General features: G+C 64.7%; 17 protein-coding genes. 9 read left to right on the top strand and 8 right to left on the bottom strand.

The window, feature by feature from the left end:
* Positions 1–84 precede the first annotated feature (84 nt).
* Both NOM55_RS13635 and NOM55_RS13630 read right to left on the bottom strand, forming a co-directional pair.
* Positions 85–666 carry a hypothetical protein gene (locus NOM55_RS13635; RefSeq protein ID WP_047967627.1) on the bottom strand — a complete coding sequence of 194 codons (582 nt, stop codon included), beginning with the start codon at positions 664–666 and terminating at the stop codon, positions 85–87.
* A 35-nt stretch (positions 667–701) separates the two neighbouring features.
* Positions 702–1,571, bottom strand: coding sequence for a D-hexose-6-phosphate mutarotase (locus NOM55_RS13630; protein ID WP_255909051.1), 870 nt, complete (start codon positions 1,569–1,571; stop codon positions 702–704).
* Between the two features lie 119 nt (positions 1,572–1,690).
* Here NOM55_RS13630 and NOM55_RS13625 point away from each other — a divergent pair, with 119 nt between their 5' ends.
* The 8 genes from NOM55_RS13625 to NOM55_RS13590 all read left to right on the top strand — a co-directional run bounded on the left by NOM55_RS13625 (position 1,691) and on the right by NOM55_RS13590 (position 10,002).
* Positions 1,691–2,389, top strand: coding sequence for a dienelactone hydrolase family protein (locus NOM55_RS13625; RefSeq protein WP_255909049.1), 699 nt, complete (start codon positions 1,691–1,693; stop codon positions 2,387–2,389).
* Between the two features lie 67 nt (positions 2,390–2,456).
* A complete protein-coding gene (hutC, locus tag NOM55_RS13620) occupies positions 2,457–3,182 on the top strand; it encodes a histidine utilization repressor (RefSeq protein WP_047967624.1) in 726 nt (241 codons plus the stop codon).
* Positions 3,183–3,380: 198 nt separating this feature from the next.
* On the top strand, positions 3,381–4,616 hold the full coding sequence (hutI, locus tag NOM55_RS13615; protein WP_255909047.1) for an imidazolonepropionase: 1,236 nt from the start codon (positions 3,381–3,383) through the stop codon (positions 4,614–4,616).
* A gap of 3 nt (positions 4,617–4,619) precedes the next feature.
* Positions 4,620–5,552, top strand: coding sequence for a formimidoylglutamase (hutG, locus tag NOM55_RS13610; protein WP_255909046.1), 933 nt, complete (start codon positions 4,620–4,622; stop codon positions 5,550–5,552).
* A gap of 86 nt (positions 5,553–5,638) precedes the next feature.
* Positions 5,639–7,327: a urocanate hydratase gene (gene hutU / locus NOM55_RS13605; protein ID WP_255909045.1), complete on the top strand. Its 1,689-nt coding sequence runs from the start codon at positions 5,639–5,641 to the stop codon at positions 7,325–7,327.
* Positions 7,328–7,414: 87 nt separating this feature from the next.
* Positions 7,415–8,950: a histidine ammonia-lyase gene (gene hutH / locus NOM55_RS13600; protein ID WP_255909043.1), complete on the top strand. Its 1,536-nt coding sequence runs from the start codon at positions 7,415–7,417 to the stop codon at positions 8,948–8,950.
* A gap of 166 nt (positions 8,951–9,116) precedes the next feature.
* Positions 9,117–9,542, top strand: a complete 426-nt coding sequence (locus NOM55_RS13595; protein ID WP_255909041.1) for a hypothetical protein — start codon at positions 9,117–9,119, stop codon at positions 9,540–9,542.
* 91 nt (positions 9,543–9,633) lie between these two features.
* Positions 9,634–10,002, top strand: coding sequence for a hypothetical protein (locus NOM55_RS13590; RefSeq protein WP_255909039.1), 369 nt, complete (start codon positions 9,634–9,636; stop codon positions 10,000–10,002).
* Positions 10,003–10,429: 427 nt separating this feature from the next.
* Here NOM55_RS13590 and NOM55_RS13585 read toward each other — a convergent pair whose 3' ends face one another.
* The 6 genes from NOM55_RS13585 to NOM55_RS13560 all read right to left on the bottom strand — a co-directional run bounded on the left by NOM55_RS13585 (position 10,430) and on the right by NOM55_RS13560 (position 17,728).
* Positions 10,430–11,044: a hypothetical protein gene (locus NOM55_RS13585; RefSeq protein ID WP_255909037.1), complete on the bottom strand. Its 615-nt coding sequence runs from the start codon at positions 11,042–11,044 to the stop codon at positions 10,430–10,432.
* A 53-nt stretch (positions 11,045–11,097) separates the two neighbouring features.
* Positions 11,098–11,295: a DUF1059 domain-containing protein gene (locus tag NOM55_RS13580; RefSeq protein WP_120812923.1), complete on the bottom strand. Its 198-nt coding sequence runs from the start codon at positions 11,293–11,295 to the stop codon at positions 11,098–11,100.
* A gap of 223 nt (positions 11,296–11,518) precedes the next feature.
* On the bottom strand, positions 11,519–12,745 hold the full coding sequence (locus NOM55_RS13575; RefSeq protein ID WP_255909034.1) for an MFS transporter: 1,227 nt from the start codon (positions 12,743–12,745) through the stop codon (positions 11,519–11,521).
* A 63-nt stretch (positions 12,746–12,808) separates the two neighbouring features.
* Entirely contained in the window at positions 12,809–13,039 is a 231-nt protein-coding gene (locus tag NOM55_RS13570) for a hypothetical protein (RefSeq protein ID WP_255909032.1), read from the bottom strand.
* Between the two features lie 14 nt (positions 13,040–13,053).
* Entirely contained in the window at positions 13,054–16,920 is a 3,867-nt protein-coding gene (locus NOM55_RS13565) for an amino acid adenylation domain-containing protein (RefSeq protein WP_255909030.1), read from the bottom strand.
* 49 nt (positions 16,921–16,969) lie between these two features.
* Entirely contained in the window at positions 16,970–17,728 is a 759-nt protein-coding gene (locus NOM55_RS13560) for a hypothetical protein (RefSeq protein WP_255909028.1), read from the bottom strand.
* Positions 17,729–17,900: 172 nt separating this feature from the next.
* Between NOM55_RS13560 and NOM55_RS13555 the strand changes: the two genes are divergently transcribed.
* Positions 17,901–18,776 (top strand): NAD(P)-dependent oxidoreductase, encoded by an 876-nt coding sequence (locus tag NOM55_RS13555; protein WP_255909026.1) that lies wholly within the window; start codon positions 17,901–17,903, stop codon positions 18,774–18,776.

Genomic DNA, 18,776 nt, shown 5'->3' with positions numbered 1-18,776 from the left:
GCGGCCAACGTTGGCCGCAACGGATCCCGCAATGAAAAACGGTGGCTGCATGCCACCGTTTTTTTATGATCGCCCGGAAGCCGCTCAGTGCCCGCTGCGGCGGTAGATCAAGCGCCGGTCAAACAGCGCCTCGTACTGGCTGAGGCGGAACTGGCCCTCTTCCGGCACCGCGCGGTCGTAGTTGTAGCGCTGGCCCTGGTATTCGATCCACGCCACGATCGGCAGGCCGAGATAGCTGCCGACCGTTTCCGGCGACTTGGTCACCTCGCTGTCGGCCAGCAGCAGGCCGACGCGCTCCTGCGTCACCACCGCGTCCACCTCGTCATCTACCACGGTCGCCAGCGGTTTCAGCGGGATGCCGCGCCGGCGCAGCTGCCGCGCGTGCCACAGCATCAGCCAGCGCACCATCAGCGTCGGCAGCAGCACCGGGTGCACCTGCTTGCTGTCGTCGAACATGCACTTCACTTCAAAACGGTTGCCGCATTGCGGGCATTCGGCGCGCGCCAGGATGAACACGCGGTCGACCACCAGCAGCGCCACGCCGTGCATGGCCGGCGATTTGACCAGTTTCTTGCAGTGCGGGCAGTGCTTGGCAAAGCTGCTGACCTTGACGCCGCTGGGGAACACCTGCGGCAGGAATCGATCAAGTCGATCGGGCTTGAGCATACTCGTCACGCTCCGGTGTATCAGGTAAAGCGCGATTATAACGCCGCGACGCGCAGCTGCTGCGTCAGACTGTGCGCCTCGCCGGCGGCCAGCACCCGCGCGTCGGCGCCGGCATTGGCCGCCTCCAGGCACAGGAAATGCTGCCAGCCGTCGGCGGGCAGGTCGGCCAGCTTGGCCGCACCCTGCTGCCACGGCGTCCACACCACGGTGCTGGCGCTGCCGCTGCTGGAGAGCTGCAGCCGGCGCTGCCAGCCGGCATCGTCCAGTTGCAGCGGCGCGGCGCTGGCCACGACCGCATCGGTAGCCGCCTGCGGTGTCCAGTCGCCGTCTGGCCAGGTCTTGAACCGGCCGTCGAGCTTGTCGTGGTACGGCGCCTGCGCCAGGCCCTGCAGGCGCAGCTGGCGGATGTCGCTGACCGCGACATAGCTGTGCAGCGCCTGGCTCAGCGGCTGCGGCGTCTTGCCGAGGTTGCGCGTGGTCAGCGTCAGCGTCAGCTGCTGCGGGGCCAGCAGCAGCGTCAGCGACGCCTGCAGCTCGCCCTCGCGCGGGCCGTTGAGGCTGAGGTGGAAGCCGTCGTCGCTGCGCACCACCGCGTTCACCGTCCACAGCGCGGTGCGCGCCACGCCGTGCTGCGGGCGGCTGCTGTCGCCGGGGTGGGGGCCGAACCACGGCCAGCACAGCGGGATGCCGCCGCGGATGGCCTTGCCCGGCTGCAGCTGCGCTTGCGGCGACAGGTACAGCAGCGGTTGGCCGCCGGCGGGGATGAAATCGAGCAGCTGGCCGCCGTACAGGCTGAACACGGCGCTGAAATCCGGGTGACTGAAGGCGAGGCCGGGCATGCCGGGGGCCAGTTCGATGGCACGCACGCCGGCGGGCAGCAGGTCGGGATGGACAGGGTGGGTCATGATGACATCCTTGCAGGCGTAGTAGCGGTGTGACGGCTACAATGCAACAGTTTCTGCCGGCTTGCCAAGCGCGCCATGCCGCCGGCGTTCCGCGTTCCAACCCCATAAGGAGTGATGCCGTGAATTCACGCTGGATCGACATTCAAACCGCACAAGGCGAAACCTTCTCCGGCTACCTGACGCTACCGCCGACCGGCAGCGGCCCCGGCATCGTGCTGGTGCAGGAGATCTGGGGCGTCAACGAACACATCCGCGCCGTGGCCGAGCAGTACGCACTGGACGGCTACGTGGTGCTGGCGCCGGACGTGTTCTGGCGACTGAGCCCGCGCGTGGACCTCGCCTACGACGACGCCGGCAGCCAGCAGGCCTTCGGCTACTACCAGCGGGTAGATACCGCGCTGGCGGCCAGCGACGTGGTGGCGGCGGTGGCCACGCTGCGCCAGCTGCCGCAGGTCAGCGGCAAGGTGGCGACGCTGGGCTTCTGTCTGGGCGGCCAGCTGGCCTATCGCGCCGCGGCGCTGAGCCAGGCCGATGCCGCGGTGTGCTACTACGGCGGCGGCATCCAGCAGCACCTGGACGTGGCCGCCGACATCGGCATGCCTATCCTGTTCCACTACGCGGCGCAGGACGGCCACATCAGCCAGGACATGGTGGCGGCGGTGAAGGCGGCGTTTGCCGACAAGCCGAACGCGGTGTTCCACGACTACGCCGGCGTCGACCACGGCTTCAACTGCTGGGGCCGGCCGATGTACGACCAGCGCGCCGCGGCGCTGGCGCACGGCCGCAGCCTGCAATTTCTCGCCGCCCACCTCGACTGAGGCACCACGCGCGGTCGCCCGCCGGCGGCCGCGCCTTTTTCCGCCCGTTTCAGCTTACAATCGCCGCATGAGCACGCCCAAACCCGCCTCCAAGCCGCACTACCTGCGCATCCGCGATTTCATTCTAGACGGTATCAAGAGCCGCAGCTTCGCCCCCGGTGCCAAGATTCCGCCCGAGGTCGAGCTGGCGAAGCAATTCGGCGTGTCGCGCATGACCGTCAACAAGGCGATCCGCGACCTGGCCGAGGCCGGCGTGCTGCTGCGCTACGCCGGCGACGGCACCTACGTCGCCGAACGCAAGGCGGAATCGCCGCTGCTGGATGTGAACAACATCGCCGAGGAGATCGCCAGCCGCGGCCACGCCTACCGCGCCGAGGTGCACTTCGTGCGCGAGGAAGCCGCCAGCGAGGAAGTGGCGCTGCGACTGGCGCTGGGCGTCGGCATGCCGGTGTTCCACTCGCTGATCGTGCACTTCGAGGACGACACCCCGATCCAGCTCGAAGACCGCTACATCAATCCGCAATGGGCGCCGGACTACCTGGCGCAGCAGTTCCAGCGCGAGACGCCGAACGCCTATCTGATGCGCGCCTGCCCGCTGACCGATGTCGAGCACACCGTCGAGGCGGTGCTGCCGGATGCGCAGGCGCAGAGCCTGCTGGGGCTGCAGGCCAGCGAGCCCTGCCTGCGCGTGCTGCGCCGCACCTGGTCCGGCAAGCACCTGGTCAGCTTCGCGCGGCTGCTGCACCCCGGCGCCGGCTACAAGCTGCGCTCGCAGACGCGGGTACGCAAATAGTAAATGTATATACATTTACGCAACAACCGGAAACAGGCCACGCCAGCGCGTGGCCTTTTGTTTTTATTGGCTTTTTTGCCAGATTGACGACCCGGCGCGTCGCGCACTGCCAACAATCCCGTCGCAGAAAAATCTTGACGCCCGCCTTGCGATCAACTAAATGTATATACAATTCATCGCAAAACAGCGGACACCACCATGAGCAGCAACAGCGACACCCTGTGGATCAACGCCCGTCTCGCCACCTTCGACGCGGCCAACCTTGCGCCCTACGGCGCGCTGGACGGTCACGCGCTGTGGCTGCGTGACGGCCGCATCCACGCAGTGCTGCCGCAAGAGCAGGCGCTGGCCGCCTTCGCCGGCGGCGGCGAGGTGCGCGACGCCAAGGGTGCGTGGATCACCCCCGGCTTCATCGACTGCCACACCCACCTGGTGTACGGCGGCAACCGCGCCGCGGAATGGGAAAAGCGCCTCACCGGCGTGCCCTACCAGCAGATCGCGGCCGAAGGCGGCGGCATCATCTCCACCGTGCGCGCCACCCGTGGCCTGGACGAGGACGAGCTGGCGCTGGTCAGCCTGCCGCGGCTGAAGGCGCTGATGAAGGAAGGCGTCACCACCATCGAGATGAAGTCCGGCTACGGCCTGACGCTGGCCGACGAGCTGAAACAGCTGCGCGCCGCGCGCCGGCTGGAAGCCGCGCTGCCGGTGGAAGTGGCCACCACGCTGTTGTCGGCGCACGCGCTGCCACCGGAATTCGCCGGCGATGCCGACGGCTACATCCGCCACGTGTGCGAGGTGATCATCCCCGCCGCGGCGCAGGAAGGGCTGGCCGAAGCGGTGGACGTGTTCTGCGAAGGCGTCGGCTTTTCGCCGGCGCAGACCCGCCAGGTGTTCGAAGCCGCCCGCGCGCATGGCCTGAAAGTGAAAGGTCACGTCGAGCAGCTGTCCAACCTGCACGGCGCCGCGCTGGTGGCCGAGTTCGGCGGCCTGTCCGCCGACCATATCGAATACCTGGACGACGCCGGCGTGGCCGCGCTGGCGGCATCCGGCACCGTGGCGGTACTGCTGCCCGGCGCCTACTACTTCCTGCGCGAAACGCAGAAACCGCCGGTGGAGAAACTGCGTGCGGCCAATGTGGCGATGGCGGTGTCCACCGACCTGAACCCCGGCACCAGCCCGTTTGCCTCCATTCGCCTCGCGATGAACCAGGCCTGCGTGCTGTTCGGCCTGACGCCGGAAGAAGCGCTGCGCGGCACCACCCGCCACGCGGCACAGGCGCTGGGTCGCGGCGCCACGCACGGCCAGCTGGCCGCCGGCTTTGTCGCCGACCTGCTGCTGTGGGACATCGACCATCCGGCCGAGATCGTGTACGGCCTCGGCACCAACCCGCTGACCCGCCGCGTGTTCCGTGGCGTGGTGCAGCACGAGGGATAAACCATGACTATCGACATGAGCATGTGGACTGGCCGCATTGACGCCGCCGAAGGCGACGCGGCGCGCCGCTGGCACCAGGTGGTGCAGCCGCTGGCCGCCGGCGCCGCGCCCGGCATCGCCATCCTCGGCTTTGCCTGCGACGAAGGCGTGCGCCGCAACCAGGGCCGCACCGGCGCCGTCGCCGGCCCGCAGGCGCTGCGCCGCGCCTTGGCCAATCTGGCGTATCACCCGACGCTGCCGCTGTACGACGCCGGCACCATCAGCTGCGACGACGGCGATCTGGACGCCGCGCACCAGCGGCTGGCCGCACGCGTCAGCGCCATCGTCTACGCCGGCCACCTGCCGCTGGTGCTCGGCGGCGGCCACGAGACCGCCTTCGGCCACTGGCTGGGCCTCGCCGACGCGCATCAGGACAAGCGTATCGGCATCGTCAACTTCGACGCCCACTTCGACCTGCGCACCGCCGACGAAGCCACCAGCGGCACCCCGTTCGCGCAGATCGCCGCCGAGTGCGCCAGGCGCGGCCAGCATTTCCGCTACCTGTGCCTGGGCGTCGCCGAAACCGCCAACACCCGCGCGCTGTTCGACGCTGCGGCCAACCTTGGCGCCGAGTGGCGGCTGGACAGCGACATGACCGCCTGGCAGCTGGCCGATGCCCGCCACCAGCTGGCCGAGTTCATCGACAGCGTCGACGCGGTGTACCTGACCATCGACCTCGACGTATTGCCGGCGGCACAGATGCCGGCGGTGTCGGCCCCGGCCGGCTACGGCGTCGACATCAGCGTGGTGGAAGCGCTGGTCGGCAAGATCGCCAAGAGCGGCAAGCTGGTGGGTGCCGATCTGGTGGAATTCAACCCCAATTTTGACCAGGACAGCCACGGCGCCAAGGCCGCCGCGCGCCTGGCATGGTCGATCACGCGCCAACTGCGGCGCTGACAGCATTCCGCTGTGCGGCGCAAACCGGCGGCGGCTTACGTAGTGAACAACACCTGACAGAGCAAGACCCGATAGGAGCAACTCCCATGACTGACCCGCGTTTTGACGCTAGCCGCGTAATCCGTGCCCCGCACGGCACCGAACTGCACTGCAAGAACTGGATCGCCGAAGCGGCCTACCGCATGATCCAGAACAACCTGGACCCGGACGTCGCCGAGAACCCGCAGGCGCTGGTGGTGTACGGTGGCATCGGCCGTGCCGCACGCAACTGGGAGTGCTACGACCAGATCCTGGCGTCGCTGAAAGAGCTGAACGAAGACGAAACCCTGCTGGTGCAGTCCGGCAAGCCGGTCGGCGTGTTCAAGACTCACGCCAACGCCCCGCGCGTGCTGCTGGCCAACTCCAACCTGGTGCCGAAGTGGGCCAACTGGGAACACTTCAACGAGCTGGACCGCAAGGGCCTGTTCATGTACGGCCAGATGACCGCCGGCAGCTGGATCTACATCGGCTCGCAGGGCATCGTGCAGGGTACTTTTGAAACGTTTGTAGAAGCCGGCCGCCAGCACTACAACAACGACCTGGCAGGCCGCTGGATCCTCACCGCCGGCCTCGGCGGCATGGGTGGCGCACAACCGCTGGCCGCAACCCTGGCCGGCGCCTGCTCGCTGAACATCGAATGCCAGCAGAGCAGCATCGACTTCCGTCTGCGTACCCGCTACGTCGACAAGCAGGCGCGCGACATCGACCACGCGCTGGAACTGATCAAGGAACACACTGGACGCAAGGAAGCGGTGTCCATCGCGCTGCTAGGCAACGCCGCCGAAGTGCTGCCGGAGCTGGTGAAACGCGCCCAGGCCGGCAGCATCAAGCCCGATCTGGTGACCGACCAGACCTCCGCCCACGACCTGATCAACGGCTACCTGCCGATCGGCTGGACCGTGGAGCAGTGGAAAGATGCGCAGCGCGAGCCGGAACTGCACGCCCGCCTGACCGACGAAGCGGCACAGAGCTGCGCGGTGCACGTACAGGCGATGCTGGACTTCCAGGCCATGGGCATCCCGACCGTCGACTACGGCAACAATATCCGTCAGGTCGCGTTCGACAAGGGCGTGAAGAACGCCTTCGACTTCCCGGGCTTCGTGCCGGCCTACATCCGTCCGCTGTTCTGCGAAGGCAAGGGCCCGTTCCGCTGGGTGGCGCTGTCCGGCGATCCGGAAGACATCTACAAGACCGACGCCAAGATCAAGGAACTGTTCCCGGACAACAAGCACACCCACCGCTGGCTGGACATGGCGCGCGAGCGCATCAGCTTCCAGGGTCTGCCGGCACGTATCTGCTGGCTCGGCCTCGGCGAGCGCCACATCGCCGGTCTGGCCTTCAACGAAATGGTCAAGAACGGCGAACTGAAGGCGCCGATCGTGATCGGCCGCGACCACCTGGACACCGGCTCGGTGGCCAGCCCGAACCGCGAAACCGAAGCGATGAAGGACGGCACCGACGCCGTGTCCGACTGGCCGCTGCTGAACGCGCTGCTGAACACCGCCGGTGGCGCCAGCTGGGTATCGCTGCACCACGGTGGCGGCGTGGGCATGGGCTACTCGCAGCACTCCGGCATGGTGATCGTGGCTGACGGCACCGACGCCGCCGCCGAGCGCCTGGCCCGCGTGCTGGTCAACGACTGCGGCTCCGGCGTGATGCGCCACGCCGACGCCGGCTACGAGCAGGCGATTGCCGCTGCCAAGCGCTTCGGCCTCAAACTGCCGATGATCAAGTAAATCCGCGTGCGGCCAGCCCACAAGGTTGGCCGCAGCACCGACACATCTGTCGCGGCCAAACTGCCGCCGCGCAAAGGAAGGACCATCATGACCACCATCACCATCACCCCGGGCAAGCTGACACTGGCCCAACTGCGCCTGATCGCCCGTGACGCCTCCGTGCAACTGGCGCTGGACCCGGCCGCCCACGCCGGCATCGACGCCTCCGCCGCCACCGTGGCGCGCGTACTGGCCGAGAACCGCACCGTGTACGGCATCAACACCGGTTTCGGCCTGCTGGCCAACACCAAGATCGCCGCCGACGAGCTGGAACTGCTGCAGCGCTCCATCGTGCTGTCGCACGCCGCCGGCATCGGCCAGCCGATGAAGGATTCCACCGTGCGCCTGATCATGGCGCTGAAGATCAACTCGCTGTCGCGCGGCTTCTCCGGCATCCGCCGTCTGGTGCTGGAAGCGATGATCACCCTGTTCAACAAGGGCATCTACCCGGTGATCCCGCAGAAGGGCTCCGTCGGCGCCTCCGGCGACCTGGCCCCGCTGTCGCACATGAGCGCGGTGCTGATCGGCGAAGGCGAAGCCTTCGTGAACGGCGACCGCGTACACGGTGGTGACGCGATGCGCGCCGCCGGTCTGGAACCGATCGTGCTGGCCCCGAAAGAAGGCCTCGCGCTGCTGAACGGCACCCAGGCCTCCACCGCTTTCGCACTGGAAGGCCTGTTCGCCGCCGAAGACCTGTACGTGGCCGCCTCCGTGGCCGGCGCCATGTCGGTGGAAGCCGCCCAGGGCAGCCGCACCCCGTTTGACGACCGCATCCACCAGGTACGCGGCCACAAGGGCCAGATCGACGCCGCCGCGCAGTACCGCGCGCTGCTGGGCAAAGGCAGCCAGATTGCCGATTCCCACGCCGACTGCGGCAAGGTGCAAGACCCGTACTCGCTGCGCTGCCAGCCACAGGTAATGGGCGCCTGCCTGACCCAGATCCGCCAGTCGTCCGAAGTGCTGCTGGTGGAAGCCAACTCCGTTTCCGACAACCCGCTGGTATTCGCCGAAGACAACGACATCCTGTCCGGCGGCAACTTCCACGCCGAGCCGGTCGCCTTCGCCGCCGACAACCTGGCGCTGGCGATTGCCGAAATCGGCTCGCTGTCCGAACGCCGCATGGCGCTGCTGATCGACAGCAACCTGTCCAAGCTGCCACCGTTCCTGGTGAACAACGGCGGCGTGAACTCCGGCTTCATGATCGCCCAGGTGACCGGCGCGGCACTGGCCTCCGAGAACAAGTCGCTGGCCCACCCGGCCTCCGTGGACAGCCTGCCGACCTCCGCCAACCAGGAAGACCACGTGTCGATGGCCACCTTCGCCGGCCGCCGCCTGCGCGACATGGCCGACAACACCGCCGGCATCCTGGCCGTGGAACTGCTGGCCGCCTGCCAGGGCGTGGACTTCCGCGCCCCGAACAAGGCCGCCGAGCAGCTGGAATCTGCCAAGGCCATGCTGCGCGCCGAAGTCTCGTTCTACGACAAGGACCGCTACTTCGCGCCGGACATCGAAAAGGCCTGCGCACTGATCCAGCGCGCCGAGTACAACCGCTTCGCCATCGACGGGCTGCTGCCGTCGCTGTAAGGGTGGGGTAGCTTGCGGCCAACGTTGGCCGCAAGGGGATGTGAACAAGGGCAAGCCTGATGAGGGCTTGCCCTTTTGTCATGAACTGTCGGTATGATGAACGGGTTATCAGGTTGGCGCCGAGCGCAGCAAAGTCCAACCTACGTGCTATCTATAAGGAATAGTTATGATTGCAAGAAAAATTGTGCGAGAATTTGACATTTATACGAGGATTGGAGTGATTGAATGCCCATTTTCAGATGCTGATTGTAGACGTCTGGAATTACAACTTATGGGTAGAGTTGAATTAATAGTAATTAATCAAGTGGTCGATGATACTGATGTTATTAATTTGAAAATGGCAATTGACGCTGGTGAAATTACTGTTCGTGACTTTGAAGAATACTGTCATAGCAAAGGTAAAATACCTGATCTTGATAGTGCAGAAATGTCATCTGGATTTTTAGAGATGTTTTATGGAAAAAAAATTGCATGGGTTCATTTGAGTGATAGTGAGTTTTTTGAGTATGACTTTGGTGTGATTCTTAATTTTGTTAATGGTTTTGATTGTGCTCTTATAGATCAAGAAGTGTGTGCGTGTGTTGTGATGTGATTTTTATGGGTTCCTGTTAGATCATTTTTTGGCTTCATGGCTCCATATTTAACAAAATGGTTTTGCTTGAAATTACTAGAGTAGGTTCATAATGGAAATCGTAACGATAGTGCTAGCCAGAGATGCTTTATGGCAGGAGCTGAATTTCCTGATTGGGTATTTCAGCGAAAAAGGAATGCTGAAGTGTGAAGTACTATTCGGATATTCATGGGGAATATATTACTATGATGATCAGCCATGGAAAGAAGAAGAAATTGACCTACTATCGCTTTCCAATTTGATTCACAAGATGGAACAAAATGGATTAGGAACTTTTGGGGGTAGTGATATGATTATTTTCTTACCAGGAATTAAATTTAATTTCTGCCATGAGAGTGATATTCATATTGAATTTGAAAATGGCAATTTTGATGCGCCAGTCTTCCTAGATAGGTGGAAAAGCTCAGGCTATCTGCAATAGCATGGCTGCTTGGCTTGAGTACAACACGGCAAGTCGGGTTTCGAGGTTGGTGCTGAGCGCAGCAAAGCCCAGTGTTTACCATACAGCAACAACAAAGGTTGGCCGCAAGCCGTCACGGATTTGCGGCCAACCTTTTTTCTATCTGGCGACTCCGCTGCGCGGATGTTTTATCTGCCGCTTTCCGCGCGGCGGCGGCTCCCTTTCTTTTGCTTCGCCAAAAAGAAAGGAAGCAAAGAAAAGGCGACCCGAAGGCGCCGGAATCCCCGCAAAAACAGCCACCGCCCCGGCGCCGCCCATACGCTGCGCTCAAAAGGGGGCGGCTTGTTTCCGGGCTGGCGACCGTTTTTACGGCCGGCCCCAACAGGAGCGGGGCGCGCCGGTTCGGTGCTGGCTGGCGATTGAAATGGCTTGCGGCCAACCTTGGTTTTCATTCCTTGTCGCGAGTTTCGCAGCCAAAGCCGCTTTTGCCTTTGTCCGTGTCTTCCCGTGTGCTTCCGTGGCACAAATCAGCCCGTAGGTTGGGTTGAGCGCAGCGAAGCCCAACGTTCACCGAGGATGAATGACAAAGGTTGGCCGCAAGCCACCACGGATTTGCGGCCAACCTTGTTTCTACTTGGGGTATCCGCTGCGCGGAGGTTTTTATCTGCCGCTTTCCGCGCGGTAGCGGCTCCCTTTCTTTTGCTTCGCCAAAAAGAAAGGAAGCAAAGAAAAGGCGACCCGAAGGCGCCGGAATTCCCGCAAAAACGGTCACCTGCCCGGCGCCGCCCATACGCTGCGCGGACAGAGGGCGGCTTGTTTCCGGGCCGGCGGCCGTTTTTACGGCCGGCACCAACGGGAGCGGGGCGCCTCGGCTCGGTGCTGGCTGACGGGTCTGTCGAGGTAAATCGGGTTTTACGTAGCCCGGATAAGCCGCAGGCGCATCCGGGGAGTCAGCCCACCCGGAGGCCCAACGTTCACTGCGGATGAACACAAAGGTTGGCCGCAAGCCATCGCCGGCTTGCGGCCAACCTTTTTGGGCCACCGAACAACCGTCGTCAGACATGACAACGGCTCCCGCGGGAGCCGTTGCTTGTGGTTTGCCGTGCCGGCGGGGTGTCAGTGCGCGGCGGGCTCGTCCTTGAACATCTGGCGCAATTGCTCGCGCATTTCCGGTGTGTCCGGATAGCCGTGTACCGTGACCGCATGCTGTACGGCGGCGGCGAGCAGTTCGTCTTCACTGTCGGCGGCAATCGAGACGGTGCATTGTGGTGGGCTGCCGCTGTGTTCGCGGCAGTCGATGAGTTTCCTGGCCATGATGGCTCCTTCGCCCCTCGGGACGTGTCCGCCAGCCACTGGCGACACCCCGGCTGCAGAGATGAATTTCTTCTTGTTGGTAACTGAGTTATAGCAGTTGCCCCTGCCCGCGCAGTTTGCCCGCGGCAAGCGGCCAACCTTGGGCGTCCGGGCAAAAACAACGCCAGCGTCGGAACGCTGGCGTTGTCGTTTGCGGCACTGGTCGTCAGGCGGCCGTGCGGGATCAGGCCGGTTTCAGCTCGCCCGCCTGCAGCTCGGCCAGGTCCTGCTGGAATTGCTGGTAGCTGGCCGGCGAGAAGCGTACCGCCAGCACCAGCATGCCCAGGCTGGCGATGCTCATCAGCAGCCAGATGTAGGACAGGTCGTTGAACACGTCGCGCAGGCTGCCGGCGGTCAGCGGCACCAGGCTGGCGATGATGAAGCCGCCGCCCTGGACGAAGGCGGTGAAGTTGCCGGCCAGCGTCGGATCTTTCAGGTGATCCATGGCCACGATGATGGACAGCGGGAACAGGATGCCGATGCCGACGCCCAGCAGCGACACGGCAAAGTAGGGCGCCAGCAGCGGCGCCACGATCAGCAGCAGGAAGCCGGCCGCGACCAGCAGCAGCGAGGTCAGCAGCAGGCCGCGGCGGTCGGGGAAGCGGCCGATGGCGAACGACAGCCACAGCGCGGTCAGCGCCTCGACCACGGTCAGCACCGACAGCAGCAGGCCGGCGGTCGCCTTGCCCAGGCCCAGGCCGATGTAGAACGGCGAGATCCACGCCATCGCCAGCATGAAGGCGCCGGTGCCGATGCCGAAGAACAGCAGCAGCGACCAGCAACGGCCGATGCGCCAGAACGGCACGCTGCGCGCCGCGGCCTGCACGTTGCTGCGGCCTTCGTGCTGACTGCCAAGCGAGGCCAGCAGCCAGAACACGGTTGCCAGCGCCGCCGGCAGCGACCAGCTGGCCAGGGTGGACAGCCAGCCCAGCTGGTCTTCCAGCCACGAGGCGGTGCCGGAGCCGATGGCGGCGCCGGCGACAATGCCGGTGGAGTAGAGCGCGATCACGCTGCTGGTGCGGGCGCCGAAGTTGCGCTTGATGAAGCCCGGCAGCAGCGCCTGGATCACGGCAATGCCCAGTCCCACCAGCGCGGCGCTGAGGAACAGGCCGTTGCGGTCGTCCGCCCACAGCCGCATCAGGCAGGCGACGGCGATGAGGGCACTGCCGGCGGTGATGCCGCCGCGCTCGCCCAGCGCCTGGCGGATGCGCGCGGCGTAGATGGCGCCCAGCCCCATCATCAGCACCGGGATGGTGGTCAGCAGGCTGATGCCGACCGATCTGACGCCGGCGTCGTGGCTGATGGACTGGATCAGCGGGCCGATGGCGGCGATAGCCGGCCGCAGGTTAAGCGACAGCAGCAGGATGGCCAGCAGCAGCAGGACGCCTGCCGGCTTGGTGTGTTGAGTCATGACAATTCCTGTTTGAACGGTGGGTGAGGCGCCCGGCGGCACGGGGCTGCCGGGCAGGGTGAATCAATAGCGGTAGTCCGGGCGGCGCAGCAGCTCGGCCATGCGCGGCACGATCAGCGGCTGGTAGACCTGCTGCGGCCACTGCGCCGGCGCGACCGGCTGCAGATCGATCGACACCGCCCCGGCGGGGCATGACAGCTCCTGCTGCAGTAGCTGCACCAGCGATTGCTGAACGCGCTCCAGCGCGGCGGCGGAGAGTTCGGCCTGGAAATAATGGATGACGACATGAGGCATGGGTACGCTCCCGTTCAAGCCAGTACGGCGGCTTGCATCGCGGCAATGCCTTCCGCTTTCAGCACCGCGTAGTGGCCGACGTCCAGGTCGTGCCAGCGGATGCGCAGCCCGGCCTGCTCGCCGTCGGCGATGAAGGACGGTCCGTCGCCGCGGGCCCGCCACACCGAGATCGGGCAACGCAAGGGCTTGTCGGCCAGTGCGATCTGGTAGTCCGGTGAGTAGGTCACGGCCACGACATTGGCAATGGCGTCGATCAGGGTGCGGTCGATCGCGGGGAATTTCTCCGCCGCAAAGCGGATGAAGGTCGCACGGCTGTCGACGCGCAGCAGGCAGTCTGCGTTCAGGGCCGGGTCGATGTCGTGGGCGAACACCGACAGCAGAATGGTCAGGAACGCCGGGTTGGCAAACAGCTCGCGCTCGTCGCGGCTGACCGGTTCGGCATGGGACAGCCGGGGCGAGCCCGGCGCCAGCAACACCAGCTGGCTGACGGTTTCACCTTGCTGTTCCAGCTGGTAGGCCACCTCGTACGCGACCCGGGCGCCAAAGGAGTAGCCCCACAGCGCATAGGGCCCCTGCGGCTGCAGGCTGCGCAGCAGCTGCACATCCTCGCGCGCCATCGCCTCGATACTGTCGAAGGCGGTTTCGCCGGCATTGATGCCGTGAGCCTGGATGCCATAGAAACGGCGCTCACCGGCCACGGCTTCGCCCAGCAGGCGCAGGTTCATCGGGTAGCCGCCCAGTCCCGGCCAGCAGAATGTCGCGAGGGAGCCATCGTGGCCGGCCAGCGCAATGGCGCGGCTGGCGGTTTGCATGTCACCGCCACTGACCGCCTGGGCCAGTTTCTCGATGGTCGGCGCGCTGAAGAGCAGCTGGATCGGCACCTTGGCCGCAAACTGGCGGTTGATGGCACGGGCAATGGCCACCGCCTGGATGGAGTTGCCGCCCAGGGCGAAGAAGTCGTCCATCACCGAGACCTCTTCCAGCTGCAGGATGTGGCACCAGATCTGGCTGATCGCCTGCTCTGTCGCGGTACGGGCGGCGACATGCGGCTGCTCCTGATCCGCCAGCTGGAAATCGGCACACTGTTTCAGCGCCTGCACATCCACCTTGCCCGAGGTGGTATGCGGCATCTGGTTGATGATGGCAATGCGTCCGGGAACCATGTAGTCCGGCAGGCTGTTGAGCAGGTCGGCACGAATCAGCTCGGCCGGACCTTTCATGTGCACCGCGTCTTCATCCATGCCCTGATGACTGAGCTGCGCCGCACTGACCTTGCCGAACAGGCAGAAGTAGCTTGGGCCGGACTCTCGGCCGGCATCGCCGACAATGTCGTTCAGGCGCAGGGCGGTGGCGAGGTTGTTGCCGCTCTTGGAGCTGTAGCCGGACGACATGGTACCCACGCCGAGGCGGTTCATCTGTACCCGCTGCAGGCTGCGCCCCAGGTCGAGGTATTGCCGCCACGGCTCCTGGCTCTGGCTGACGAAGGAGAGGCCGCCACTGGCGCGCTGGTAGACCTGCTGGTTGATGGCGATGACGTGGCGCTGCTCGATCAGGTGGCCGGAGACCTTGTCCAGCCGACCCTGACGGTACAGGTAGTTACCCTCGGCCAGATCGTGGATCCGGCCTTGCTGGGCCTGGACGTAGATGTCGACGGCCAGGTCATCAATACGTTCGGCCAGCGCGACGATATCGTAACTGCCGAGGTAGTCGTGCTCCTCCGGGCAATCCAGCTGGGCCAGCACCTCCGGCGTATGCCGGCCCTGACCCAGGCCGTAGCCGTAGCCCGGCAGCACATGATCCAGCATGCCCAGGATGTGGCCGCTTTCCATTTCCAGCACTTCCAGGATGTTGTTCTTGTAGACCTCGCGCACGGCGGGGATCTTGCCGACAAAGTGCAGCCGCAGGCGGGGTTCGGTAGCACTGCTGGCGGCCAGCAGGTACAGGCGATGCTGCAGCGGGTGGTAGTAGTAGTACCCGGCGGGCAGGCCGGCGACCTGGTTCAGCTCGATATACACCTGGGTGGCGTACAGCGCGCCGGGGGAGGCGTAGCCGAATTTCGGCAATAGCCGCTCTTCGCTGCTGAACTGCCCCAGATAGCGCAGCATTTCACCCAGCCTGCTCGCGTCCAGATCCGCCAGCCGGGCTGATGGCGCCGCTTCCGGCTGCGCCGCCAGCAGCTGCAGGATGTCGGTTGCGGCCACCGGGCCACCGTTGAAGAAACGGTACGTCTTGCGGGCGAACACGCGTTCGCGCTGGGCGGCGGTTTCCTGCTGCCCCGGCAGCGCGATCTGCTGTCTGCCTGCCAGGCTGGCCTCGCTGCGGAAGCCGCGCCCGGACAGCTGGGCCTTGATCTGGTGGCGGCTGGCCTTGGTCTGGTGATGCGATTCGGCCGCGCCCTGATCCATCAGCTTGGCCTCGTTCGGGTTCAGCTCCACCGCACCGATCAGCTGGGCATGACCGCTACGGGCGTTTTCCTTGATGAAGACGGCGGCCGATTTCACCCAGTCATGGTTCTCGATGGCGAGGCGGATTTCGTCCAGCTCGATACGGTAGCCACGGAACTTGACCTGATTGTCGGTGCGGCCGACAAAGTGCAGCACGCCGTCCGGATCGACCCGGACCAGGTCGCCGGTGCGGTACATCCTGACCTGCGGGGACGCCGCATCCAGCGGCAGCGAAAGGAATTTCTCCGCGGTCTGCTCGGCGCGGAACAGGTAGCCATTTGCCAGCTGGGCGCCGCCGATGAACAGCTCGCCGGTCTGTCCCGCGGCCACCGGTGCCAGCTGCGGATCCAGCACCTGGTAATGCAACCCGGCCACCGGCAGGCCGATCGGCGCGATCTCCCATTCCTGGCTCAGGCTGCGCTGGTCGATGCGATAGTGCGTGGCATTGATGGTGCATTCGGTCGGCCCGTACAGGTTGACCAGCCTGCAGTCCGGCAGGATTTGCAGCAGCTTGCTGGCCAGCTTGCGCGACAGCCCTTCGCCACCGCTGAACAGGCTGTGCAGGGTGTCGCAATCGGCAAAGGCGGGCAGCTCGCTCAAGGCTTGCAGCAGGGTCGGTACGCCTTGCAGCGTGGTAATGCCGTGTTGCTGGACCTGGCGGATCAGCGCTTCCGGGTCACGGTAGACGCCCGGCAGCCCCATGACCACGCGGGCACCGCAGCACATGCCCAGCAACTCCCACTGCGCGGCGTCGAAGCTGACCGGCGTTTTCTGCAGGATGCGGTGGCCCGGCAACAGATAGCCCTCGTGCGTGAGCCAGGCCAGTTGATTGGCAATGGCCTGCTGCGAGATGGCCACGCCTTTGGGCTTGCCGGTGGTGCCGGAGGTGTAGATCACGTACGCCAGGTCCTCGCCATCCTGCTCGAGCAGCTCGGTCAGCACCTGGTCGACCTCGGTAATGCTTGCCGGGGCGACATCGTCGATATTGAGCAGGCTGACGCCCGGCAACAGCACGCCAGCCAGGCGCTCGCGGCTGCGATTGTTGGTGAGCACCAGCTTGACCCTGGCATCGCTCACCATATAGCTCAGGCGGTCTTGCGGGTAGTCGGTCGCCAGCGGCAGATACGCCGCCCCGGCAAACAGGATGCCCCACGTTGCCAGCGCCAGGTCGGCCGAGGCATCGATAAACAGGCCAAGGCAGTCGTTATAGCTCACCCCTTTGGCGCGCAGCGCCGCCGCAATGCCGACCGCGTGCAGCAGGGTGGTCTCGTAGCTGTATTCGGTTTCCTGATCGGCAATGGCAATTTCGTTTTTCCGGCTGTGTACCTGGGCCAGCAGCATGGCGGGCAGGGTACGCAGATACGGACTGGTGTGGGTGTACGATGACTGGATATGTTGCTGCAGGAAGGCCTGCAAGGTATTCATCTGGGCTGACATATTGCTCTCTGTATGGATGTGGGTCGCTTAGTGCTGCCGACAGTTGCCGTTAGCAACAGCTGAACAAACGGCCAAAGCCATCGAACTGGTCATCGATGCCGCTCATGCGAAGCGCATGCCAGTACAACACCGTGTTGTTGGCGATCACGGGCTTGCCGGTCCACTGCTCGGCGGTATGGGCAAAGCTGGCCATCGGCACGTTGGTGCCCACCTGCACGATCGCCTCGACCCCCGGCGCATTGGCGTTGTCCACCGCATTGCGCAGATCCTGCAGGCTGACCTCGGCGATTCGGGATGGGCTTTGCCCGCCAAGATTGGCCAGCGCCACCACCTCGTAGCCCTTGTCGACAAAGAACTGCGCGACCGCCTCGTTGCCAATGGCGGTGTAGGGGGAAATCAGGCCGATGCGGCGCACACCGCCCAGCCGGGCCAGGGCTTCTTCAATGGCGTCAGCACTGCAGGTGATGCCGACCCCGCCGGCGGTGTCCTGCAACTGCGCCAGCATCTGCGCGTGCGCTTCTACGCCGCGCCAGTAGGCATCGGGAGACACCGCCACGATGATGCGGTCGAGCTGGCAGTCCTGCAGGCTCTTGATCGCCGGCTCCGTGGCACGGCGCATCGCCTGGATCACGCTGTTGAAGCCGGGCTCGGCCACCAGCGACTGGTCCACTATCACCATCCGGCCCACATGGTTGGTCACCCCGTACGGCCGCATGTCGTCCATTTCCGGCTGGGCGGAAGTATTGGTCGACGGAATGACCACGCCGACGCGCAAACGGTGACCGAGAATTTTGTTGGCATTACTCATTTTTGATCTGTTTTGTCCTTGGCAAGCGATGGAAATCGCGGACCACCCGGAAAAAAAATGTCATATGGGTTGACCGCAGCCGAGCGGCATCTTACATTAACTGGAACGATCATTCCAAATTTAATTACCCATTTTGAATTTTCCGGAATGCCCGGTCACCAAGGACAACACAATGAACACGACCACCCCCACCATTGCCGTATTGGGCAGCGGCCTGATTGGCGCACCGGTCGCACGCAACCTGGCCAGCAAGGGCTTCAAGGTAAAGGTCTGGAACCGTACGGCAGCCAAGGCGCAGGCGCTGGTGCAGGACAATTTGCAGGCTTGCGCCAGCGTGGCCGAAGCCGTCCGTGATGCCGACTGCATCGTGACGGTGCTGAAAGACGGCGACAGCGTGGCCTCCGCCATGGCCGCCGGCAGCGGGCACTTCCGGCCCGGGGCCAAATGGCTGCAGCTCAGCACGGTGGGGATAGACGCCGCCGCCAGCCTGGCACAGCTGGCCAGCCAGCAGCAGCTGGTGTATTTCGATACGCCGGTACAGGGCACGCGCCAGCCGGCAGAGCAGGGCCAGCTGATCATTCTGGCCTCCGGCCCCCAGGCCGGACGGGAGGAGGTACAAACCGTCTTCGACGCCATTGGCAAGCGTACCCTGTGGGTGGCAGACGAGGCCGGTCAGGCCAGCCGCCTGAAACTGGCCCTGAACAACTGGGCCTTCACCCTGACCCACGGGCTGGCAGAAAGCCTGGCGCTGGCCAAGGGACTAGGGGTCGACCCGGCGTTGGTGGTCGATGTCGTCAGCAACGGGCCGATGGACTGCGCCTACTTCCAGCTCAAGAGCGCGGCCATGCTGGCAGGCAACTACACGCCAAGTTTCAGCGTGGCCAATGCGGTAAAAGACAGCAGGCTGATCCTCGATGCGGCCCAGCAGGCCGGCCTGTACGCCGAAGTAGCCGGCGCGGGGCTGCACCGCTTCGAGCGCGCCCTTGCCGCCGGGCATGGCGACAAGGACATGGCGGCCAGCTTTCTGGCACCCGACCTGCCAGCCTGA

Source organism: Vogesella sp. AC12, from assembly GCF_024437575.1.
Taxonomy (GTDB): Bacteria; Pseudomonadota; Gammaproteobacteria; order Burkholderiales; family Chromobacteriaceae; genus Vogesella; species Vogesella indigofera.
The sequence above is the reverse complement of the archived record's forward strand: the minus strand, read 5'-3'. Positions and strand labels throughout refer to the sequence as shown.